The organism is Luteimonas sp. RC10 (assembly GCF_014192745.1).
Taxonomy (GTDB): domain Bacteria; phylum Pseudomonadota; class Gammaproteobacteria; order Xanthomonadales; family Xanthomonadaceae; genus Luteimonas.
This window is the reverse complement of sequence record NZ_JACHYJ010000001.1, coordinates 703,832-727,287: the sequence shown is the minus strand read 5'-3', so window position 1 is coordinate 727,287 and position 23,456 is coordinate 703,832. Positions and strand designations below refer to the sequence as shown.

At 69.5% G+C, this 23,456-nt stretch carries 16 protein-coding genes and 1 riboswitch; of the genes, 12 read left to right on the top strand and 4 right to left on the bottom strand.

What is annotated here, in order from left to right; genetic code table 11:
* Positions 1 to 59: 59 nt before the first annotated feature.
* From FHW73_RS03230 to FHW73_RS03215, 4 genes are all read right to left on the bottom strand, one after another.
* On the bottom strand, positions 60 to 1,226 hold the full coding sequence (locus FHW73_RS03230; RefSeq protein ID WP_183425245.1) for an amidohydrolase: 1,167 nt from the start codon (positions 1,224 to 1,226) through the stop codon (positions 60 to 62).
* Between the two features lie 73 nt (positions 1,227 to 1,299).
* Positions 1,300 to 2,094 carry a sulfite exporter TauE/SafE family protein gene (locus FHW73_RS03225; RefSeq protein ID WP_345776140.1) on the bottom strand — a complete coding sequence of 265 codons (795 nt, stop codon included), beginning with the start codon at positions 2,092 to 2,094 and terminating at the stop codon, positions 1,300 to 1,302.
* Positions 2,095 to 2,134: 40 nt separating this feature from the next.
* Entirely contained in the window at positions 2,135 to 3,334 is a 1,200-nt protein-coding gene (gene purT, locus FHW73_RS03220) for a formate-dependent phosphoribosylglycinamide formyltransferase (RefSeq protein ID WP_183425244.1), read from the bottom strand.
* 150 nt (positions 3,335 to 3,484) lie between these two features.
* The gene (locus FHW73_RS03215) at positions 3,485 to 4,831 is read right to left on the bottom strand and encodes an outer membrane protein transport protein (protein WP_183425243.1); all 1,347 of its coding nucleotides are present in this window, start codon (positions 4,829 to 4,831) and stop codon (positions 3,485 to 3,487) included.
* Positions 4,832 to 5,064: 233 nt separating this feature from the next.
* Between FHW73_RS03215 and FHW73_RS03210 the strand changes: the two genes are divergently transcribed.
* The 12 genes from FHW73_RS03210 to FHW73_RS03155 all read left to right on the top strand — a co-directional run bounded on the left by FHW73_RS03210 (position 5,065) and on the right by FHW73_RS03155 (position 23,438).
* On the top strand, positions 5,065 to 5,763 hold the full coding sequence (locus FHW73_RS03210; protein WP_183425242.1) for a rhomboid family intramembrane serine protease: 699 nt from the start codon (positions 5,065 to 5,067) through the stop codon (positions 5,761 to 5,763).
* An 84-nt stretch (positions 5,764 to 5,847) separates the two neighbouring features.
* Complete coding sequence (locus FHW73_RS03205) at positions 5,848 to 6,171, top strand: DUF1820 family protein (RefSeq protein ID WP_183425241.1); 324 nt, start codon at positions 5,848 to 5,850, stop codon at positions 6,169 to 6,171.
* 118 nt (positions 6,172 to 6,289) lie between these two features.
* Positions 6,290 to 7,975, top strand: coding sequence for an electron transfer flavoprotein-ubiquinone oxidoreductase (locus tag FHW73_RS03200; RefSeq protein ID WP_183425240.1), 1,686 nt, complete (start codon positions 6,290 to 6,292; stop codon positions 7,973 to 7,975).
* A 126-nt stretch (positions 7,976 to 8,101) separates the two neighbouring features.
* Complete coding sequence (locus FHW73_RS03195) at positions 8,102 to 8,617, top strand: c-type cytochrome (protein WP_183425239.1); 516 nt, start codon at positions 8,102 to 8,104, stop codon at positions 8,615 to 8,617.
* Between the two features lie 83 nt (positions 8,618 to 8,700).
* A complete protein-coding gene (locus FHW73_RS03190) occupies positions 8,701 to 10,413 on the top strand; it encodes an ExeM/NucH family extracellular endonuclease (protein ID WP_183425238.1) in 1,713 nt (570 codons plus the stop codon).
* A gap of 99 nt (positions 10,414 to 10,512) precedes the next feature.
* Positions 10,513 to 11,178, top strand: coding sequence for an alpha/beta fold hydrolase (locus FHW73_RS03185; protein WP_183425237.1), 666 nt, complete (start codon positions 10,513 to 10,515; stop codon positions 11,176 to 11,178).
* A 49-nt stretch (positions 11,179 to 11,227) separates the two neighbouring features.
* Positions 11,228 to 12,421 carry a cell division protein ZapE gene (zapE, locus tag FHW73_RS03180; protein WP_183425236.1) on the top strand — a complete coding sequence of 398 codons (1,194 nt, stop codon included), beginning with the start codon at positions 11,228 to 11,230 and terminating at the stop codon, positions 12,419 to 12,421.
* Between the two features lie 184 nt (positions 12,422 to 12,605).
* Positions 12,606 to 15,251: a TonB-dependent receptor gene (locus FHW73_RS03175; protein ID WP_183425235.1), complete on the top strand. Its 2,646-nt coding sequence runs from the start codon at positions 12,606 to 12,608 to the stop codon at positions 15,249 to 15,251.
* 104 nt (positions 15,252 to 15,355) lie between these two features.
* The gene (locus FHW73_RS03170; protein ID WP_183425234.1) at positions 15,356 to 17,965 is read left to right on the top strand and encodes a M14 family zinc carboxypeptidase; all 2,610 of its coding nucleotides are present in this window, start codon (positions 15,356 to 15,358) and stop codon (positions 17,963 to 17,965) included.
* Positions 17,966 to 18,105: 140 nt separating this feature from the next.
* Positions 18,106 to 19,122, top strand: a complete 1,017-nt coding sequence (locus tag FHW73_RS03165) for a LysR substrate-binding domain-containing protein (RefSeq protein ID WP_183425233.1) — start codon at positions 18,106 to 18,108, stop codon at positions 19,120 to 19,122.
* A gap of 137 nt (positions 19,123 to 19,259) precedes the next feature.
* Positions 19,260 to 19,467, top strand: a riboswitch (cobalamin riboswitch).
* A gap of 182 nt (positions 19,468 to 19,649) precedes the next feature.
* Positions 19,650 to 22,133 carry a ribonucleoside-diphosphate reductase subunit alpha gene (locus FHW73_RS03160; protein ID WP_183425232.1) on the top strand — a complete coding sequence of 828 codons (2,484 nt, stop codon included), beginning with the start codon at positions 19,650 to 19,652 and terminating at the stop codon, positions 22,131 to 22,133.
* A 255-nt stretch (positions 22,134 to 22,388) separates the two neighbouring features.
* On the top strand, positions 22,389 to 23,438 hold the full coding sequence (locus tag FHW73_RS03155; protein WP_183425231.1) for a ribonucleotide-diphosphate reductase subunit beta: 1,050 nt from the start codon (positions 22,389 to 22,391) through the stop codon (positions 23,436 to 23,438).
* Positions 23,439 to 23,456: the final 18 nt, after the last annotated feature.

Sequence of the window (23,456 nt, the reverse complement as noted above, 5' to 3'; positions counted from 1 at the left end):
GACAGCTTAAGCCCTGGCCGCGCCGGCGGCGAATGCGGCCGGCGCGGGGCACCGCAGGCTCAGCCCAGACGTCGGCGCACGATGCGGTCGAACACCGCGACTGCGACCGGCAACAGCGCGTCGTCGAAGCGGAACGTCGGGTGGTGGCACATCGCGCTGTCGATGCCCAGGAACAGGTAGGCGCCCGGCCACTGTTCGAGCATGTAGGAGAAATCGTCGGAGAACGGATACGCGCGCGCGTCGGTATCGACCTGATCCGGGCCGAGCACGTCGGCGAGCGCCGACGCCGCCAGCGCGGCCTGTTCGGGCGCGTTGACACACGGCGGGCAGGCATGCGGCAGTTGCAGTTGCACGCGGCAGCCGGAGATCGCGGCATGGCCCTCGCACAGCGCGCGCAGGCGTTGCAGCAGCGCTTCGTGCACGTCCTTGGACAGCGCGCGCAGCGTACCGCTGAGCGTGGCCGTCGCCGGGATGATGTTGTGCGTGGTGCCGGCCTGCAGCGAGCCGACATTGATCAGCGCGGTCTCCATCGGATCGATATGGCGGCCGACGATCGCCGGGATCTCGACCGCCAACCGTGCGGCGACCTGCAGCGGGTCGTTGGCCTTGTGCGGTGCGGCGGCGTGGCCGCCGACACCCTCGACCGTGATCTCGAACACCGCCAGCGACTGCAGCGTCGCGCCTGTGCGCAGACTGGCCCGGCCCATGCCCAGCAACGGCATGTTGTGGAAGGCGTAGACCTCGTCGCAGGCGAACCGATCGAACAGCCCGTCCTCGATCATCCGGATCGCGCCGCGCCCGCCTTCCTCGGCCGGCTGGAAGATCAGCACCACGCGCCCGCTGGCCGGCGGGTGCGCGACCAGATGACGGGCCACGCCCAGCAGCGCCGCGGTGTGGCCGTCATGGCCGCAGGTGTGGGCCACGCCCGGACGCTGCGAGCGGAACGGCAGGTCGCTGTCCTCGTCCATCGGCAGCGCGTCCATATCCGCACGCAGGCCGATCGACAGTCCCGGCACGCCGCTGTCGACGACCGCGACCACGCCAGTACCGCCCAGGCCGGTCTGCGCCTGGAGGCCGAGCGCGCGCAGGGTGTCGGCGACCAGCGCCGAGGTGCGCTGCTCCTCGAAACCCAGTTCGGGCCAGGCATGGATCGCCCGGCGCCAGTCGGTCATGGTCGGCGCCAGCGCGCGGATCGCCTCGGGCACGTCAGGGGAAGACACGGTCATCGCACTACTCCATCAGCGGCGCAGGGCGCCGATTCGAAATCCAGGGGAACGCGGGCGCCGGCGGCGCGCTGGCTCACCACAGCAACAGGCTGGCGCCGATGCAGTACATGAAGACCGCGAACACCCGCTTGAGCGCCGGCCCACTGATCGCATGCGCCAATCGCGTGCCCAGCGGCGCGACCAGCACCGAGGCCAGCGCGATGCCGATCGCGGCCGGCAGATAGACATAGCCCCAGGCCATCGACGGCAGCACATCGCCAGGCGCCTGCAGTGCATAGCCCGACGCGCTGGCCAGGCCGATGAACACGCCGCAGGCGGCCGACGTGCCGACCGCACGCACCGGCTGCACGCCGCGCCAGACCAGCAGCGGCACGGTCATGCTGCCGCCGCCGATGCCCACCAGCGACGAAGCGATGCCGATGCCGATACCGGCACCGGTCATGCCCGCGCCGGTCGGCACGACCGCCGCCCCGGTGTCGGGTGGCGAGCGCGACAGCAGCATCTGGGTGCCGGCGATCGCGCAGTAGGCGATCACGCCGTACTTGAGCACTTCGCCATCGAGCCCAATGGCCAGCCGCGCGCCCAACCAGCCGCCGAGCAACATGCCGGGCACCAGCCAGGCGACCGACGGCCACAACACGCTGCCGCGGCGATGGTGCGCGCGGGCCGACGACACGCCGGTCAGCACGATGCTTGCCAGCGAAGTCGCGAGCGCGGCATGCATCGCGGCGTCCTTCGGGATGCCGTAGATCGGCAGCAGCCAGACCAGCGCGGTCACCAGCACCAGGCCGCCGCCGATCCCGAGCAGGCCGGCCAGGATCCCGGCGACCGCGCCCAGGACCGGGAACAGCAGCATCGACAGGCTCACGACCGGCCACCTGCGACTGCGGGCAACGGCAGCACGGCGCTCACTTGAGCTCGATCCTGATCGCCGCCGCCGCGTCGCGTGCGACCGCCCGCGCGGCCTCGACATCCTCGCCGCGCGCCAGGGTCACGCCGACCCGGCGCTGACCCGCCACCCAGGGCTTGCCGAACAGCCGCAGCGCGCTGTGCGGCGCCTGCAATGCCGCGGCGATGCCCGAGAACGCGGGCACGCCGTGGCCTTGGGCCAGCAGCGCGCAGGACGCGCCCGGTCCGGCGAGCAGCACCGTGTCCTGGGCATCGACCGGGATCGGCAGGCCGAGGATCGCGCGCGCATGCAACGCGAACTCGCTCAGGTCCTGCGAGGCCAGCGTGACCAGGCCGGTGTCGTGCGGACGCGGCGAGACCTCGCTGAACCAGACCTCGTCGCCGCGCACGAACAGTTCGACGCCGAACACCCCGCGCCCGCCCAGGTCGTCGGTGACCGCGCGCGCGATCTCGCGGGCCCGCGCCAGTGCGCGCGGCGACATCGCCTGCGGCTGCCAGCTCTCGCGGTAGTCGCCGGCGATCTGTACATGGCCGATCGGCGCACAGAACGCGGTGCCGCCGGCATGACGCACGGTCAGCAGCGTGATCTCGTACTCGAAGTCGACAAAGCCCTCGACGATGCAACGCCCGGCGCCCGCGCGGCCGCCGGTCTGCGCGTACTCCCAGGCCGCATCGACATCGGCCTCCGTGCGCACCGTGCTCTGGCCCTTGCCCGACGACGACATCACCGGCTTGACCACGCAGGGCAGGCCGATCGTCGCGATTGCCTCGCGGTACTGCGCATGGGTGTCGACGAAGCGGTACGGCGAGGTCGGCAGGCCGAGCGTCTCGGCCGCAAGCCGGCGGATCCCCTCGCGGTCCATCGTCAGCCGTGTCGCGCGCGCGGTCGGCACCACCTGCAGCCCGGCCTCGCGCTCGAGCGCGACCAGGGTGTCGGTGTGGATCGCCTCGATCTCGGGCACGACAAGGTGGGGACGCTCGACGGCGATCAGCGCGCGCAGCGCGACTGGATCGAGCATGTCGAGCACATGGCTGCGATGCGCGACCTGCATCGCCGGCGCATCGGCGTAGCGATCGGCGGCGATGACTTCGACGCCAAACCGCTGCAGCTCGATCGCGACCTCCTTGCCCAGTTCTCCGGAGCCGAGCAGCAGCACGCGGGTGGCGGAGGGGGACAGCGGGGTGCCGAGCGTGGTCATGGACAAGGTCGTCCCGATAGCATCAGAAGGACCGGCATTGTAGTCGGCGCGCCTCCGGAGGGCGTCCGCGCAAGGACGCCGACAGGCCCGCGCCCCAAAAAAAAGACCCCGCCTAACGCGGGGTCTTTTCGTCAAGCGAGACCGCTGCGATCAGAAGCGGTACTGCGCCGACACGCCGAACAGGTTGGCGTTGCCGTCGAACGCACCGCGCAGACGGGAACCGCCACTGCCGGTGTTGATCTGCGGATTGCGCGGCTCGATGCGGGTGTAGGCCAGGTTGACGTCGAACGCGTCGTTGAGCTTCCAGGTCGCACCGACCGAATAGAACATGCGGTTGGCATCGGGCAGACGCGGGGTGCGGTGCTCGAGGTTGGTGGGCGTCTCGTCGTAGGCCACGCCGCCACGCAGCGTCCAGGCATCGTTGAGCTGGAACTCGGCGCCCAGCGAGTAGAAGTCGCTGTTCTTCCAGTCGAACGGCTCGACCGAATCCGGATCCGGGTTCTCGAACTGGATGCGGACCTCACGCATCGATTCCCAGCCCGTGCGGGCGTAGGTCGCGGCCAGCATGAAACCGTCGGTGACCTGCCAGGTCGCGCCGACGTTGAGGATCGACGGGGTGGTCAGTTCGGCGCGGGCATTGCCGTCGACGAACAGCGGACGAGTCATCGGGCTGGCATTGAAAACCGCGCGTGCGTTGTCGGGCACGGTCCAGTCGACGGTGCCGCTGAGCTCGTAATCGATTTCCGAGCGGTAGCTCACGCCGATCGACACCGCGTCGGTCGGACGGAAGTGCGCGCCGATCAGCCAGCCGAAGCCGTTGTCGTCGCCCTGCACTTCGGCGGTGCCATCGGCGCCCTGCGGAGTGGCGAACGGCAGCGGGCGGGTCGCGGGATTGGAGAACAGCAGCGCGCCGAAATCGACGCCCTTCGACAGCGTGACGTCCGCGCGCGAAGCGATGACGCCCAGGCCGACCGAGAAACGGTCACCCAGATCCACCGCGCCCGAGAGCGTCAGGTCGATGATTTCCACTTCCGAGGTCAGCGCCGCGTAGCGGCCGACCCAACCCGGGTCGTACTCGGTCTTCAGGCCGAACGGCGCACTGACCATCGCGCCCAGCGCGGTGCCATTGTCGAACTTGTGGACGACCGACATTGCCGGCACCGGGGTCACGTCGCCGGCGTTGCCGCCATTGTTGCCGGACATCGGGCGGCCGAGGGCGTCGACCGCGGCCCCCTTGTATTCGTAATTGAGGTCGATGACGGTCAGGTCGACCTGCATGGTCGTGCCCTCGAACTGGGTCATCACCGCCGGGTTGTTGGTGACCACCGAGCTGTCGCCGGTCTTGGCGGCGGTGCCGGCGAACGCGGCACCCATCGACTTGACGCTGTTTTCCTTGAGCTGGAAGCCGGCGGCGTGCGCCTGGCCTGCGAATGCCAGGGCGCCGGCGATGCCGAGTGCCAACGCGGTGCATTGAATGATGCGGGGGTGGGTCGCCATGGTCGCCTCTCTCTCGAAGGTGTACTTGATGGTCCGGGCCTGGTTCGCAGAACGCGACCTTAAAGGCCTGGCCTGTGATGTCCGTTCGCCCTCGGAAAACCCCTCCCGACGCGCTCGGCGGGCGCACTATACCGTACCTCCCCGTCCGGAACCGTGCTGCATTGCGGCATGCCCGGAGGCCGTCGCGGCGCGCTTTACCCGGGCCTGCCGCCCCCTCGACAATGCGTGCGCCCATGTTCGTCTCGATCCCCAACCGTCGCGCCAAAGCCCCGCTGCGCTGGGCCGTGCCGATGCTGTTTGTACTGTTGTGGGTGACGTTCCTGTGGGCGAGCACGCGCTCGGCCAACGAGCACTACGCCCTGCTGCTGGACTGGGGCGCCCTGTACGGCGAGCCGGTCGGCACCGACGGTGTGCTGGTCAACTGGCTCGACCCCGGCCCCTGGCTGCGCCTGGTCACGGCGTTGTTCCTGCATGCCGACTGGGCCCACCTGCTGGGCAACCTGGTGTTTTTGCTGATCTTCGGCCTGCCGGCCGAGCGGCTGATGGGCGCCTGGCGGTTGCTGGTGCTGTTCGTGCTGGGCGGGGCGGTGGCGAACCTGGCTGCGGTGCTGGCGATCGGCGCGCCGGACCGGTTGATCATCGGCGCCAGTGGCGCGGTGTCCTCGCTGATCGGCGCGTACCTGGCATTGTTCCCGCGCGCACGGCTGGGCGTGGTCGTGCCGCTGGGCCTGTTCCTGGAGTTCGTCCGCGCGCCGGCCTCGCTGTTGATCGGAGTGTGGGCCCTGCTGCAGGTGTTCTTCGCCTACATCGGCCCGGCCTTCGGCGCCGTGGCCTGGGCCGCGCATCTGGCCGGGTTTCTGGTCGGCGTGGCCTTCGCGCTGGTCTCGCGCCACGCGATCGGCCAGCGGCTGCGGCGGCTCAAGGGCTACTGAAGGCCAGCGTTGGGGCCTCAGGATGGGCATGCGCGGGCCAGCCATGGCATCGCCCATCCCAAGCCCGACTCTTATACTTTGGCGATGACCGCCAAGACGCTCTACAAGATCACCTTCCTCACCCACGGCAAGGTCTACGAGCTGTACGCGCAGCGCGTGGAGAGCGGGCGGCTGTGGGGCTTTGTCGAAGTCTCGGACCTGGTGTTCGATGTGCACGACGGCCTGGTCGTCGATCCGACCGAAGAACGGCTGCAGGCCGAATTCGGCCACACCCGCACGCTGCATCTGCCGATGCAGAGCGTGCTGCGGGTCGAGGAAGTCGAGAAAAAAGGGCAGTCGGCGATCCGCGATGCGACCTCGGGCGAGAAGGTCGTCACGCCGTTCCCGCTGCCTGCCAAGCCGCGCTGAGCGGGCCGCGCAACACGGCGCGCTACACTTGCCGGCCGCGGCCACGCCGCCATCGCACGCATGCTGCGATGCTGTCCGACGGACGCTCCCATCACCCAGGCACCCGCCCAAGGCAACGATGACGACACCTCAGGAACTGCTGCAGACCCACGGCCCGCGCGAATCGATGGAGTACGACGTGGTCGTCGTCGGCGCCGGCCCCGGTGGCCTGTCGACCGCGATCCGGCTCAAGCAACTGGCCACCGAGGCCGGGCGCGAGGTGTCGGTCTGCGTGCTGGAGAAGGGCTCCGAGCCCGGTGCGCACATCCTCTCGGGCGCGATCGTCGACCCGCGCGCATTGACCGAACTGATCCCCGACTGGCAGGCCAAGGGCGCGCCGCTCAAGCAGGCGGTCACGCGCGATGCCTTCCTGTTCCTGGACGAGACCGGCGCGAAGGCCACGCCGGATTTTCTTCTGCCCGACTGCTTCAAGAATCACGGCAATTACATCGTCAGCCTCGGCGCGGTCACGCGCTGGCTGGCAACGCAGGCCGAAGGCCTGGGCGTGGAGATCTTCCCCGGCTTCGCCGCGGCCGAAGTGCTCTACACCGACGAGGGTGCGGTGCGCGGTGTTGCGACGGGCAACCTGGGCATCGGCAAGGACGGCCAGCCGACCGCCGAGTTCCAGCTCGGCATGGAGTTGCATGCCAAGTACACGATCTTCGCCGAGGGCTCGCGCGGACAGCTGGGCCGCGAACTGATCGCACGCTTCGCGCTCGACGAGGGCCGCGACCCGCAGAGCTACGGCCTGGGCATCAAGGAGCTGTGGCAGGTCGATCCGGCCAAGCATGAGCCGGGCCTGGTGGTGCACACCGCCGGCTGGCCGTTGACCGACGACACCTACGGCGGCTCGTTCCTCTACCACGCCGAGGATGGCAAGGTCGCGATCGGCCTGGTCGTCGGCTTGGACTACCGCAACCCCTGGCTGAGTCCGTTCGAAGAGTTCCAGCGGTTCAAGACGCATCCGGCGATCCGCAAGTATCTGGAGGGCGGCAAGCGCATCGGCTACGGCGCGCGCTCGATCACCGCCGGCGGCCTGCTGTCGATCCCCAAGCTGGTGTTCCCCGGCGGCGCATTCGTCGGCTGCGAGGCCGGCACGCTCAACGCCAGCCGGATCAAGGGCAGCCATGCGGCGATCAAGACCGGCATGCTCGCCGCCGAGGCGGCGTTTGCGGCGCTGGGCGAGGGCCGCGGCGGCGACGAGCTGGCCGCCTATCCGGCCGCGTTCGAATCGAGCTGGCTGCATGCCGAACTCGCGCAGTCCAAGAACTTCAAGCAGTGGTTCAAGAAGGGCCGCACGACCGCGACGCTGATGACCGGTGTCGAGCAATGGCTGCTGCCCAAGCTCGGCATCCGCACGCCGCCCTGGACGCTGCACCGCGACCGCCCCGACCACGCCTGCCTGGAGCCGGCCGCGCAGCACACGAAGATCGCCTATCCCAAGCCCGATGGCGTGCTGACGTTCGACCGCCTGAGCTCGGTGTACCTGTCGAGCACCAATCACGACGAGGACCAGCCCGCGCATCTCACGCTCAAGGATCCACGCGTGCCGGTGGATGTGAACCTGGCGACCTATGGCGGGCCGGAGGCGCGCTATTGCCCGGCGGCGGTCTACGAGTTCGTCGAAGGGCCCGATGGCCCGCGGTTGCAGATCAACGCGCAGAACTGCGTGCACTGCAAGACCTGCGACATCAAGGACCCGACCCAGAACATCGTCTGGGTCGCCCCACAGGGCGGCGGCGGTCCGAACTACGCGGGGATGTGAGCCTGTGCGGCGCGCGGCGATGCTGCGCTGCCGCGACGGAACGCCGCAGGCATTTTGGCCGACCTGGCCGTATACTCGCCCACAGCTGTGGTCCGCGGACCATGTCGCCAAAGCCAAGGGTGCTTCGTGCGCAACTACGATCTCGAATTCCTCAAGCGCTTCTCGATGGTGCTGGTGTTTCTGACCATCGTCACACTGGGCCTGATTGCTGGCGCCTGGTTCCTGCATCGTTCGGTGCCGACCGAAGTTCCGCCCAATGTCGCCCAGCGCACCGAGGCGCGCATCGCGCCGGTAGGCGCGGTCTACGCCGGCGCCACCGGTGCCGCCGCGCAGGCAGCCGCATCGGCCGCTGCGGCTGCGGCCGCGACCTCGCAGGCTGCCTACGGCGGCACGCTCGAAGGCTCGGTGATCTTCGAGAACCTGTGCGCGGGCTGCCACACCTCCGGTGCCGGCGGCGCGCCGACACTCGACCACGCCCACTGGGATGCGCGCCTCGCCCAGGGCAAGGAGACGCTGTACAAGCATTCGATCGAAGGCTTCACCGGCGCATCCGGCGTGATGCCCGCGCGCGGCGGCAACCCGGCGCTGACCGACGAGCAGATGCATGCCGTGGTCGACTGGATGGTCGACAACCTCAAGTAAGCCCTGTCGGGCATGCGCCCCACCTGGACGCCGCCTTCGGGCGGCGTCGTCGTGTCAGGCCCTCGAGGCCGAGGAGAGTCCCCATGCGCCGTCCCCCTCATGCCCGTCTGCTGCCAGGCCTGCTCGCCTGTGCCTGGATCGCCATCGGCCCGGTCGCTTCGTATGCGGCGCCGCCGGTCGTCTTCGTCGACGCCCACGTCGCCGCGCCGCGTACGGTCACGCTGGAGGGGCAGGTCACCGGTGCCTTCGCCGACGGTCTCGGTGGCTGGTTCCTGCAGACCGATGCGCCCGAGCGCGGTCTGCCATCGGCGGTGTTCGTGGACGCACGCGGACACGACGACGCACCGGCCGCAGGCGCGCATGTGCGGGTCGCCGGTGCCCTGACGAACGTCGATAGGCTGCCGACGCTGCAGCCATCCCGCATCGAGGTGCTGAGCACGCCCGCACCGCGACTCGCTCCCCTGGTTCTCACCTCCCCACCCGATGACTGGGCGGCGTTGGCCGGCCGCTGGGTGCGCATCGATGCGCCGCTGACCCTGACCGGCCAGCACGATCGCACGCGGCGGGGAACATTGATCGCGAGCTTCGACGGCCGGCTGTACTCGCCGACCGAGATTGCGCGGCCCGGACGCGACGCGGCGATGGTGCAGGCCGCCAACGCCCTCAACCGCGTGCTGCTCGACGATGGCCGCGACGCGGCGCCCGACGCCGGCCTGCCCTGGTACCTGCCCGCGCATGCGCAAGCGCTGCGCACCGGCAGTGTCCTGACCGGCGTCGAAGGCATCGTCGACCATCGCGACGGCGCATGGCGGCTGCAACTGACCGCGCCACTGCAGGCGCAGCCGGCGCCGCGCCCACCGGCACCGAGGGTCGAAGGCGATGTGCGTCTGGCCGCCTTCAATCTGGAAAACCTGTTCAACGGCGATGGCCGCGGCGGCGGCTTCCCCACGCCACGCGGCGCGCGCACGCCGGCCGAACTGGCGCGCCAGATCGATGGCCTGGTCGCGACGATCAGCGCGCTGGATGTCGATGTCGCCGCACTGATGGAACTGGAGAACGACGGCTACGATGCGTATTCGAGCATCGCGCAACTGGTCGATGCCCTGAACGCCGCGGGCCCAGCGCGCGACTGGCGCTTCGTCGACACCGGCACGGGCCCCGGCACCAATCCGGTCCGGGTCGGCCTGATCTACCGCAACACCCGCGTGCGCCCAGAGGGCGCGCCGGCCATGCTCGAAGGCGGGCCGTTCGTCGAACTGAGCCGCGTGCCGCTGGCGCAGGCCTTCGTGCCGCTGCGCGATGGCCGCGCGGACGGTGCCGATTTCAGCGTCGTCGCGGTGCATCTCAAGTCCAAGGGCTGCCGCGATGCCGCCGGTGCCGATACCGACGGGGGCGACGGCCAGGCCTGCTGGAAGGCAACACGCACCGAATCGGCGCAGCGCCTGCGCGATTGGCTGGCCACCGCACCGACCCCGGCCGCCGAGCGCATCGCCGTGGTCGGCGACTTCAACGCCTATGCGATGGAGGATCCGGTGCGCGTGTTCATCGATGCCGGCTGGCGCGACCCGTTCGCTCGTGCCGAGCCGCCTGCCCACAGCTTCGTGTTCGACGGCCAGGCCGGTCGCCTGGACCATGTGATGCTGAGCCCGGCGCTGGCCACGCGCCTGGCCGGAGCTGCGAAATGGCACAGCAATGCCGACGAGCCGGTCGACACCCGCGAGCGCGAGGCGAGCGGCCCGTGGCGCAGCTCCGACCACGATCCGCTGGTGATCGGGCTGCGCCTGCGTGCGCACTGACGCACGCGGCGAACGCCGGGGCGCCGCCGGGCATGCGGACATGACGGCTGCGAATGTCCGCCACGGTGCCGTCGCGGCGGGCCCGGTATCATCAGCGCCATGATGTCCCCCACGTTTCCCACGCAATCCGGCCCGCTGACGCTGGCCGGCCCGGTCGGCGCACTCGAGGCCGCCCTCGATCTGCCCGACGCCGATGTCCCTGCGCTGCCGCTGGTGGCGGTGGTTTGCCATCCGCTGCCCACCGAGGGCGGCACGATGCACAACAAGGTCGTGACCATGGTCGCGCGCTCGCTACGCGAGCTCGGTGCGACGACCCTGCGCTTCAATTTCCGCGGCACCGGGGCCTCCGAGGGTCAGTTCGACCGCGGCGATGGCGAGACCGACGACCTGACCGCGGTGGTCGAATGGGTGCGTCGGGAGCGGCCCGGCGATGCGCTGTGGCTGGCCGGTTTCAGCTTCGGCGCCTACGTGTCGCTGCGTGCCAGCGCTGACTTGAAGCCCGACCTGCTGATCTCGGTCGCACCGCCCGCCGGACGCTGGGATTTCGACCGCATCGTGCTGCCCGACTGCCCGTGGCTGGTGATCCAGGGCGAGGCCGACGAGATCGTCGACCCCGAGGCGGTCTACCGCTGGCTCGAGGAACGCGACGCCCAGGCCGAGCTGGTGCGCATGCCGGACACCGGCCATTTCTTCCACCGCCGGATGATCGACCTGCGCGGCGTGGTCAAGAACGGCGTCCGCGGCTACCTGCCCACTGCACGATGAGTCGGGTCCGCCATGCCCGGCCCGGCCACGCACTGACGCGAGGCCGGCGATGAGCCTGCCGCCGCTGCCTTCCGAGCGCTACGCCGCGGGCGTCGCACGTGGCGACTGGCAGCACGACCCGGCGCAGCAGCCGGCGCTGGTCGAGCTCGACCGGCTGCACCGGGCACTGCACGAGCCGCCGCCCAGGCGCGGCCTGCTCGGCCGCCTGTTCGGCGGTGACGGCCACAGCGACGGCATCCCCGGGCTGTACCTGTGGGGCGGCGTGGGGCGCGGCAAGACCTTCATGATCGACCTGTTCCACGACGGCCTGGCGCTGCGGACGCTCAAGGGCGAGGCGCGCGCCGACGCGCCGGCGCCGGCCGCGCTGCGCGACCCCGAACGCAGCCCCGAGCCCGATCCGCGGCTGGGCGGCAAGCGGCGCACGCACTTCCACCGCTTCATGCGCGAGGTCCACACCGCGCTGCGCGCCCATGCCGGCGAGCGCGACCCGCTCGCCGCGATCGTGCGCGGCTGGCGCGACGCCGGGCTGCGCGTGCTCGTGCTCGACGAGTTCTTCGTCAGCGACATCGGCGATGCGATGCTGCTGGCACGGCTGCTCGAACGCATGGTCGCCGACGGCATCGTGCTGGTGACCAGTTCCAACGCCGCGCCCAGCGACCTGTACAAGGACGGCCTGCAGCGCGCGCGTTTCCTGCCGGCGATCGCCCTGATCGAGCAGCACTGCCATGTGGTGTATCTGGAGAGCGACACTGACTATCGCCTGCGCGCGCTGACCCGCTCGCCGGTCTATCGCGCGCCGCTCGATGCGGGCGCCGATGCCTGGCTCGACACGCGCTGGCGCGAGTTGGGCGGCGACGATGCGCATCGCGACGCCGGCATCGAACTCGACGGCCGCCGCATCCCGGTGCGCGCGCGCTGTACCGGCATGGCCTGGTTCGATTTCGACGCGCTGTGCGAAGGCCCGCGCGGCGCCAGCGACTACATCCAGATCGCGACCGAGTTCCACACCGTGCTGCTGGGCGGCGTCCCGACAATGGATGCCCGACGCGACGACGCGGCGCGCCGGTTCGTCACGCTGATCGACGAGCTCTACGACCGCAGCGTCAATCTGGTGTGCACCGCCGACGCCGAGCCGCCCCAGCTCTACGCAGGCGAGCGGCTGGCGGCGGCCTTCGAGCGCACCGCCTCGCGTCTGATCGAGATGCGCAGCGCCGAATACTTGCTGCGGGCACACCGGGCGTAATCGACGCCGCCCACGCGGCATCCCGGGACGGACGAACCGCCCTGCGGTCGGCCTGCGCCCCTGCGGATCGGCGTCGCGCCGTGCCTGGATAGTCCAAAACGCCATATCGCCAGTCCGGATCACCATTTCTGTCCGGTTCGCGCGCATGGCCCACTGCCTGCCCCTCCATATTGCAGTGCAGCAGATGTCCAGCCCCGCGCGCCTTGCGACCGCCCTTGTGGCGGCGCTGTCCCTCCCCCCTCTCGCCGCCGCACAGGACGCGGACGGTCATGCAGACGCAGGAGCGCGCACGCTGGGCACGGTGACCGTGACCGGCTCCCACATCCGCCGTGCGGACGCCGAGACGGCGAACCCGGTGCAGGTCATCGACCGGCAGCAACTGGAGACCTCGGGCAAGGTCACCGTCGCCGACGTGCTGCGGTCGATCTCGGCCAACACCGGCAACGCCGCCAACGAGACCAGCAACAGCGGCTGGGCGTCGGGCTCGGCCGGCATCGGCTTGCGCGGCCTGTCGCAGAAGAACACGCTGGTGTTGCTCAACGGCCGCCGCCTGGCCAATTACGGCTTCCCGGCCGGCGGGCTGTCGGACACCTTCGTCAACCTCAACGCGCTGCCGCTGGTCGCGGTCGAACGCATCGAGGTGCTCAAAGACGGCGCGTCGGCGGTGTACGGCTCCGACGCGGTCGCCGGCGTGGTCAACATCATCACCCGCCAGAACTTCCAGGGCCTGGACGTGGGCGGCAGCCTGGGCACCTCCGATGCGGGCGGGCTGGATACCCAGCGCGCGCGGCTGGTCGGCGGTGTCGGCGACCTCGACACCGACGGCTACAACCTGCTTTTCAGCCTGGAGGCCTATGACCGCGACCGGCTGGACCAGGACCAGCGCGCGCTCACGCGCTCGGGCATCTACACCGACAAGCCCGGCGGCCGCTGGAACGGCTGGTCGGCCAAGGGCGCGCGCTTCCTCGTCAACGGCGCCTCGGTGCCGCTGCTCGATGCCGCGGGCCACTGCCCGCAGGGCATGGTGCTGACCGCGAGCGCGCCGATCGACGGACTCGCCGGCGACACCTGCGCGATCAATCTCGCGCCCTACACGACGTTGATTCCCGCAACCGAGCGCTACCAGGCTTACGTCAACGGGACGGTCCGCATCAACGACACCACCGAGGCATTCGGCGAACTGGTGGTGAGCCGGATCCGCGGCGCATCGTTGTTCGGCTCCAGCCCCTACTTCACGCTCGAGGGCGGGCGCTTCGCGCTCAACGCACAGACCGGACTGGCCGAGCCGGTGTCCAACCTGCTGCCGGCAGGCAACCCCTACAACCCCTACGGCGTCGCCACGCCGATCGAGTACACCTTCTTCGACCTGGGCCAATCGCTCAAGACCAATCGCTCGACCGCCTATCGGGTACTCGGCGGCGTGCGCGGCCAGTTCTCCGACACCTGGGACTGGGAGGCCGCGGCGTTCACAGCGCGCAGCAAGGAGGAAGAAACCGTCGCCGGCGGCTTCGCCAACCGCTGGACGCTGGCGCAGGCACTCGCCGACGGCAGCCTGAACCTGCACGCGCCATCGACGACGCCGCAAGCCGTGCTCGACGCGATCGCGCTCAGCACGCTGCGACCAGCCGACTCGCGCCTGACCGGCGTCGACTTCAAGGTTTCGGGCAGCCTGTTCGAGCTGCCGGCCGGCACCGTGGGCTTCGCGGCGGGCGCCGAATGGCGCCACGAGTCGCTGGTCTCGCGCAATCCCTGGCAGATCGACGCCGGCCTGCAGGTGCGTCCGGCGATCGCCGCGGTCGACGGCGACCGTGATGTCGCCGCGCTCTACGCCGAGGTCAACGTGCCGGTGACGCCCACCCTGGAACTGCAGCTGGCCGGCCGCGGCGACCATTACAGCGACTTCGGCAGCGCGTTCTCGCCCAAGGCCGGCCTGCGCTGGCAGCCGCTCGATGCGCTGCTGGTGCGCGCCTCGGCCTCGCGCGGCTTCCGCGCGCCATCGCTGTCGGAGAACTCGGCCTCCACTAGCATCGCCTACGGTTCGGTCGTCGACCCCTATGATCCCGACGTCGCCGATTCGCGCCAGACCCCGACGTTCTTCACTGTCGGCAACACCGATCTCGATCCCGAGCGCACGCGCAGCTACAACCTGGGCGTCGTCGTCTCGCCGCTGGCCGACACCAGCCTGAGCCTGGACTGGTACCGGGTGGAGCTCGACAACCTCGTGGGCACCGGCAACACCACGACGATCGTGCAGACCAACGACCCGGCCGATGTCGTGCGCGACGCGCGCGGCAAGCTGGTGGCCGTCTACAACCGCTACCAGAACTTGAGCGAATTGCAGACCTCAGGCCTGGATGCCGAGCTGCGCCAGCGCTGGCGCACCGCCCGTGCGGGCAGCTTCGGCCTGTCGAGCGTGTTCACTCACGTGCTCGAGTACAAGCGCCCGCAAACGGTCGGCGGCCCGCTGGTCGACTACGCCGGCAGCAACCTCGGCCCGTCGCTGCCGCGCAACAAGGCGACGACGACCCTGGACTGGAAGATCGGCGACTTCGACACCGGCCTGACCTGGTACCGCACCGGTGGCTACGACCAGAAGGCCAGCGTCGCCGCGCGCGCCGCGCAGGCCCGGGTGGACGCCTACGACCAGTTCGACCTCTATTTCGCCTGGTCCGGCATCGAGCGGCTGACGCTCTACGCCAAGGTCGAGAACATCGCCGACGAAACGCCGCCGCACGACGCATCCTTCCCCGGTATCCGCGCGCCCTACGACTTCAGCCAGTACGACCTGCGCGGGCGCTACTTCCAGGTGGGTTTCGACTACCGCTTCTGACCGTTCGCCGCCGATCTCACCGCACCCGCTCCCCGCGCCCCGACGGCGCTCCCGCAACGCGCGCTTGCGCGTTGCGCAGGCGCCGCCCCACACCGGATACGCCGATGCCCGACGCTCCCCTCCACCGCGCCCCCGGGCGCGGCCGTCTCTTCCGCAGTGCGCCGCTGCGGCTGCTGCTGGCCTTGCTCGCGCTGCTGCCGCTGGTCGCGGTCGCGCAGACCGCTTACTACTTTCCACAGGCCCAGGCCGCGGACTTCGACCCCGACGTGCCCACGCCCGAGCAGTTCCTCGGCTATCCGCTGGGGACCCACTACACGCGGCACGACCGCATTGTCGATTACTTCCGCGAACTGGCGCGCGTGTCCGATCGGATCACGCTGCAGCAGACCGGGCGCAGCTACGAGGAGCGCCCATTGGTCGCCGCGATCGTCACCTCGGCCGCCAACCACGGCCGGCTCGAGATGCTGCGCGCCGCGCACGCCACCCAGCGCGATCCCGCGGCGGCCGTGCCCCCGCAATTGCCGGTCGTCGTCGGCCTGTACTACAGCGTGCACGGCAACGAAACGTCGAGCGGCGAGGCCGCCCTGCTGACCGCCTACTACCTGGCCGCGCACCGCGGCGCGGAGACCACGCGCTGGCTCGACGAGGCAGTCGTTTTGATCGACCCGGCGCAGAACCCCGACGGCCGCGACCGCGCGGCGAACTGGCACAACGCGTGGAAGTCGAACCCGCCGGTCGCCGACCCGCTGGACAAGGAGCACGTCGAGCCGTTCCCGATGGGCCGCACCAACCACTATTTCACCGACCTCAACCGCGACTGGCTCGCGGTCACCCAGCGCGAGACCCGGCCCAAGATCGCGCTGTTCCACCAGTGGACGCCGAACGTACAGATCGACTTCCACGAGATGGGTGCCGGCAGCACGTACTACTTCGAGCCGTCGCCGTCGAGCATGCACAGCCCGCTGCTGCCGCAGGCCTCCTACGATTTCAACGTCACGTTGGCGCGCTACCACGCGCAAGGTCTCGATGCGCTCGGCTCGCTGTACTACACGAAAGAGAACTTCGACAACTTCTCGCCGGTCTACGGCTCGACCTATCCCGACTTCCATGGCGGGGTCGGCGTCACCGTCGAGCAGGGCAGTTCGCGCGGCCTGGTGCAGGACACCGCCGGCGGCCCGCTGGAATTCCGCTTCACGATCCGCAACCAGGTCGCGACCGGGCTGGCGACGGTGCGCGGCGCGGTCGCCGAGAAGCCCGGGTTGCTGGCGCTGCAGAAGGACTTCTTCCGCTCGGCGCTCAGCCAGGGCCGGCGCCACGACGCGGCCGCGTTCGTATTCGGCGACGCCCACGACCCGTCGCTGACCCGGCGCCTGCTCGACCTGCTGCTGCTGCACCGCATCGAGGTCCATGCGCTGGCGCGCGAGACGACGATCGACGGCACCACGTTCGCGCCCGGCAGCGCCTACGTCGTGCCGTCGGCGCAGCCGCAGTTCCGGCTGGTGCATTCGATCTTCGAGACCACGCCCGAGGTGAAGGAGAGCGTCTACGGCAGCACCTCGTACGCGATCGCGCACGCCTACGGCATCGCATTCGCACGCGCGCGCCGCGCACCGGCGCTGGGCGAGCAGGTGCAGGCGTTGCCGCCGGTCGAGGCCGGCATCGTCGGTGGCCAGGCGCGCTATGCCTATGCGATCGACTGGCGCGACCAGGCCGCACCGCGCGTGCTCGCCGCGCTGCTGGCACAGGACATCCGCGTGCGCAGCGCGCTCCAGCCATTCACCGCGCGCACCGCGGACGGCGAGACCGCGTTCTCCTACGGCACGCTGGTGGTGCCGCTCGCCGGCCAGACGCTCGCGGCCGAGGCGCTGCACGCCGCGGTCGATGCCGCCACGCGCGAGGCCGGGGTGCGCGCGCATGCCTTGTCGACCGGGCAGAGCGTGGCCGGCATCGACCTGGGCAGCGACAGCGTGCGCCCGCTGCGCAAGCCCAGGATCGCGCTGGTCATGGGCCAGGGCGTCAATGCGACCGAGATCGGCTCGACCTGGTTCGCGCTGAGCGAGCAGCTGCGCTGGCCGGCGACCCGGCTCGATCCGACCCAGCTGGCGCGCGCGCCGTTGGGTGACTACACCAGCCTCGTGCTGGCCGGCGGCAACTACGAGGACTGGAGCGAGGCGACGGTCGAGGCGCTGCGCGGCTGGATCCGTGCCGGCGGCTCGCTGGTGACCTTCGGCAGTGCCTCGCAGTGGGCGATCGATCGCAAGCTCGTCGACGGCCTGGGCCAGACCCCGGCCCGCGACGAGGACGACACCGCGCGCGCGGACTTCGGCGACCGCCGCGACCTGCTGGCCGAGGACCGCATCTCCGGCAACCTGGTCTCGGCCGATGCCGACATCAGTCACCCACTGGCCTTTGGCGTGCCGCGCCGCGCGCTCTTCGTCAACAAGGAGACCGCGGTGGTGCTGCCACCGGCGCGCGACCGCTTCTCGACCGTCGTGCGCATCGACGATGCGCCGCTGGTCAACGGCTACGTCTCAGTGCGCAACCGCGCCCGGCTTGGCGGCGCGCCGTGGGCGGTCGTCGCCGCGACCGGTCGCGGGAACGTCGTGCTGTTCGCCGACGACCCGGCGCACCGCAAGTACTGGCACGGCACCGAACGGCTGCTGCTCAACGCCTTGCTGCTGTCCGACCAGTTGGTGCCGGCCGGGCGTCGCTGAGCCGCCTGCGATGGGCGGGGCGCGGCGCGGCCCGCTTCGCCTGATCGCGGTACACAGTGTTGTCGCCCATGGGACATGCCGGTCGCCGCCGCGGGCGACCATCGGCGATCCGGCTTTTTTGTCCCTCGCATCGGCCAGGCATGACCCTCACCCAACTGCGCAGCTTTGTCGCCATCGTCGAGTGCGGCCACAACATCACGCTGGCCGCCCGCCGCCTGCACGCGACGCAGTCGGGTCTGTCCAAGCAGCTCGGGCAGTTGGAGAACGCGTTGGGGTTTCTGCTGTTCACCCGTCGCCAGCGGGCCCTCGCCGCGCTGACCGACGAGGGCCGGCAGGTGCTCGCGCACGCCCGCCGGCTGCTGGCCGAGGCCGGCAACATCCAGGCGCTGGCCGACAACCTGCGCCGCGAGGCCCAGGGCCTGCTGCGCATCGCCGCCACCCACACCCAGGCGCAGCACGCGCTGCCGCCGGCGCTGCAGGCACTCAAGCGCGACTGGCCCGAGGTCGCGGTGCACGTGGTGCCCGGCGGCGATGCCGAGTCGCTGCGGCTGCTGGCCGAACACCATGCCGACCTGGCGATCCTCAGCGGCACCGGCGCCCCGCCCGCGGGCCTGGTGGCGATTCCGCTCTACCGCTGGGGCCGGCGGGTACTGGTGCCGGCCGGCCATCCGCTGGCCGCGCTGCCGCGCCCGATCGGCCTGCGCGACCTGGCCGGCATGCCGCTGGTGAGTTACGAATCGAGCCGGCAGCCGGCCTCGTCGCTGCAGCGCGCGTTCGCGGCCGCCGACCTGCGCGCCGACCTCGCGGTGACCGCGCGCGATGGCGCACTGATCCGCACCTATGTGCACGCCGGCCTGGGGGTCGGGATCGTCGACGAGATGGGCGCCGACCTCGACGACGGCCTGGTCGCGCCGCCGGTCGAGGACGGCCTGCTGCCCGAATGCATCACCTGGGTGCTGCTGCGCCGCGACCGGGTCCTGCGCGATTTCGGCTTCGCGCTGGTCCAGGCACTGGCGCCGCACTACGCCGCCGTGGACCTGCGCCGGCTGCTCGATCACGACCAGCCGCTGCCGATTCCGGCCCCCGACTGGCGGCGCTGGTCGCGGGCGACGGCGACCGCCGGGGCGGCACGAATGGCGGTCGCCGAGGCTGAATAGGCGTCTTGCAGGGTTGCCTGGCGCAGCCGGATCTGCATCGTCCCGCACCCGGCCGGCAGCTGAGACCGCGCGATCGCCGGCCTGACGCGGCTGCGCGCCTTCGCCCCACATTTAGCGTTGACGCTGCGGGGGGACCCCACTATCTTGGGCCCGTCGGTTCCGCGGCCCACAAAGCCTGTGGATGAAAAACGGGAAGCCGGTGACGCCCCACGCCAGTCCGGTGCTGCCCCCGCAGCGGTAATTGGGAACGTCCCCGCCCAGCACCGGAGCGATCCGGTACGCGGCGGGACGGAAGGTCTGCCTTCGCCCATGAGTCCGTACCCTGCCGACAGCCGCGCGAAAGCACGACGCGCGGTTCGCGGCTGTGGACGCTCTGCACAGGGGCGGGTCCGCGGCGCGGAACCCGACGGCACCGCCGTCGCCGTTTCGCGACGCACCCGTCGCAACCGAGCCGTCCGCAGCCACCGGACCCGACGCGGGCGGGCCGGGGCGTGCGCGAATGCACTGGACACCAAGAGAGAGGACGCATGACCAGCCACGACACCGTCTCGACCGCCCCTTCGACGCCCGCAGACGCGCCCCCGACCCCGATCGCCTCCCCCACCCCTGTGGCGCCGTCCGCCGTCGACGCCGACGACGTGGTGCCGCCGCCCCCGAGCGCTGCCATGCATACCGCAACTGCTGAAACCCCCGACGTCGACACCGACGTCTCCACCTGGATCACCAAGGAAGCCGGCAACCGCCGGATCCCGTACGACCGCGCGCGCCTGGAGCGCAGCATCGACCGCGTCCATGGCGAGTTCCCGCAGCTCGACATCGCCGACTACAAGCGCAGCGTGTTCGGCTTCGTCGAGCGCAAGGACGCGGTCAACGCCGACGACCTGGTGGACCATCTGATCCGCGAGGCCGAGGCCCGCGTCGATGTCACCGCGCCGGAGTGGGAGTTCTTCGCCGCCCGCCTGTACCTGCACCGCCTGTACAAGCGCGCCAGCCGCAACCGCTTCTACGACGCCGAGCAGAAGTACGGCTCCTATGTCGGCCTGCAGGAGTCGCTGGCCGATCGCAACATCTATTCCAACGACATTCTGCGCGCCTATTCCAAGGAAGAGCTGCAGGAGGCCGGGCGCATGATCGAGCCCGAGCGCGACAAGCTGTTCGCCTACAACGGCCTGTACCTGCTGGCCACGCGCTATCTGGCCACCGACACCTCGCGTGCGGTGTTCGAGCTGCCTCAGGAACGCTGGCTGACGATTGCGCTGTACCTGATGCAGAACGAGACCCGCGGCGGCCGCGAGCGCCGCATGCAGCTCGTCGGCGAGGCCTACTGGGCGCTGTCGAACCTGTACATGACCGTCGCGACCCCGACGCTGCAGAACGCCGGCAAGGTCGGCGGCCAGCTGTCGTCGTGCTTCATCGACACGGTCGACGATTCGCTGCAGGGCATCTACGACTCCAACACCGACATCGCCCGCGTCTCCAAGGGCGGCGGCGGCGTCGGTGCGTACCTGGGCTATGTGCGCTCGTCGGGCTCGGCGATCCGCGGCGTCCCCAACTCCTCGGGCGGCGTGGTGCCGTGGATCAAGCAGCTCAACAACACCGCCGTCTCGGTCGATCAGCTCGGCCAGCGCAAGGGCGCGGTCGCGGTGTACCTGGACGTGTGGCACCGTGACATCGAGGCATTCCTGGACCTGCGCCTGAACAACGGCGACCAGCGCCTGCGCGCCCACGACGTGTTCACCTCGGTGTGCATCCCCGACGTGTTCATGGAGGCGGTCGAGCGCCGCGGCGACTGGTACCTGTTCGACCCGCACGAGGTCCATCGGGTCAAGGGCTGGTACCTGCAGGACTTCTTCGACGAGAAGAAGGGCGAGGGCACGTTCCGCAAGAAGTACGAGGAAGTCGTCAGCGACGAGCGCATCTCGCGCAAGACCGTCAAGGCGATCGAGATCTTCAAGCGGATCATGGTGTCGCAGCTCGAGACCGGCAACCCGTTCATGTTCTACCGCGACGAAGTGAACCGGAAGAACCCGAACAAGCACGTCGGCCGTGTCTATTCGTCGAACCTGTGCACCGAGATCCTGCAGAACATGAGCCCGACGAAGATGATGCAGGAGATCATCTCCGGCAATCAGATCGTCACCACCAAGCAGGCCGGCGACTTCGTCGTGTGCAACCTGTCGTCGGTGAACCTGGGCCGGGCGATCGTGCCGCAGGAGGGCCAGGGCGATCTGATCACCGACGTGCTCGAGCGCCTGATCCCGATCCAGGTGCGGATGCTCGACAACGTCATTGACCTCAACCAGCTGCCCGTCCCGCAGGCCACGATCACCAACCAGAAGTACCGCGCGATCGGCCTGGGTACGTTCGGCTGGCATCATCTGCTGGCGCAGAAGGGCATCCACTGGAACACGCCCGAGGCCGAGGACTTCAGCGACACGCTGTATGAGCGCATCAACTTCCTGACCGTGCAGGCGAGCATGGAGCTGGCCAAGGAGAAGGGCGCCTACTCAGTGTTCGCCGGCAGCGACTGGCACACCGGCGCCTACTTCCGCGACCGCGACTACAACTCGCCCGCGTGGCTGGAACTGGCCGCCAAGGTCGGCGTCAACGGCATGCGCAACGGCTGGCTGATGGCGGTCGCGCCGAACATGTCGACCGCGCAGATCGCAGGCTCCACCGCGTCGATCGATCCGATCTACTCGGCGTTCTACTACGAGGAGAAGAAGGACTACCGGCGTCCGGTCGCCGCCCCCGGCCTGTCGCTCGAGACCTGGCCGTTCTACGAGAAGGGCGCCTACAAGGTCGACCAGTTCGCGTCCGTGCGCCAGAACGCACGTCGCCAGCGCCACGTCGACCAGGCGATCAGCTTCAACCTCTACGTGCCGAGCACCATCCGCGCCAGCACCCTGCTCGACCTGCACATGACCGCCTGGCGCGAAGGCATCAAGACCACGTACTACGTGCGCTCCAACGACATCGACATCGCCGAATGTGAGTGGTGTTCGAGCTGACAGCGCATTCGCGCTTTCAGCTTCCACGGTTTGCGTTGCAAACCGTAGACCCTACTCATCAGCATCCACACCCCCGCGCCTTCGGCGCGCCCCCCTGACTTAAGGGGGGCTGTCCTCCAGTTTGATTCGAAGCACCGAAAACCGGGGTCAGAGTGCATTTTTCACCTACTGACCCCGGCTCGAGAGCGCACCGGAAAAATGCACTCTGACCCCGGTTCTGCCGATCGCCCGCGACACGAAACACGAGAAACGAACATGGCCACGACTTCCACGCCCCTCGATCGCATCAAGATCCTCGAGCCGCGTCACCCCAACCGCTCGACCGGCATCATCAACGGGCGCACGTCCGGCATCCTCAACTGGAACGACATTCCGTACCCGTCGTTCTATCGCGCCTACAAGGAGCTCTCGACCAACTTCTGGATTCCGGACGAGGTCGACATGAAGGGCGACGCCAAGCAGTACGGCGAGCTCTCGGCGCGCGAGAAGAACGCCTACGATTCGATCATCGGTCTGCTGGCCACGCTCGACTCGCCGCAGACGCGCTTCATCTACAACGTCGCCGAATACATCACCGACCCGGCCGCGCATGCCAACGCCGCGATCATCGGCCAGCAGGAAGTGATCCATAACGAGAGCTACAGCTACGTGCTGGCCTCGATCACCGATCTGTCGAACCAGAACCGCGTGTTCGAGATCGCGCGTACGCATCCCACGATCCAGAAGCGCAACGCGCCGATCATGGCGTCGTACGACGACTTCATGCGCGAGAAGACCGCCGAGACGCTGCTGCGCTCGCTGATCCAGTCCTCGATCCTGGAAGGCATCAACTTCTATTCGGGCTTTGCGTACTTCTACAACCTGGTCCGCCAGAACCGGATGACCGGCACCGGCAAGATCATCAGCTTCATCAACCGCGACGAGCTGGCCCACACCAAGTTCATCAGCGAGGTGATCCGCGCCATCGTCGGCGAGAACCCCGAGCTGCAGACCAACGAGCTCACCGACTACGTGCACAAGGCTTTCGCGCACGCGATCGAGCTGGAGACCCAGTGGACCGGCGAAGTGCTCGACGGCATCGATGGCATCGACGTCGACGAGATGATCCGCTACGTGAAGTACCGCGCCAACAAGATGGCCGGCATGCTCGGCATCGAGAAGCTCTACACCGAGACCACCGACAACGTCATGCCGTGGATCAAGGCCTACGCCGACAACTTCACCGAGACCAAGACCGACTTCTTCGAGATGCGCAACGCGTCGTACAAGAAGACGAATTCGGACAACGGTTTCGACGATCTTTGAGGCATTGCAAAACCAGGG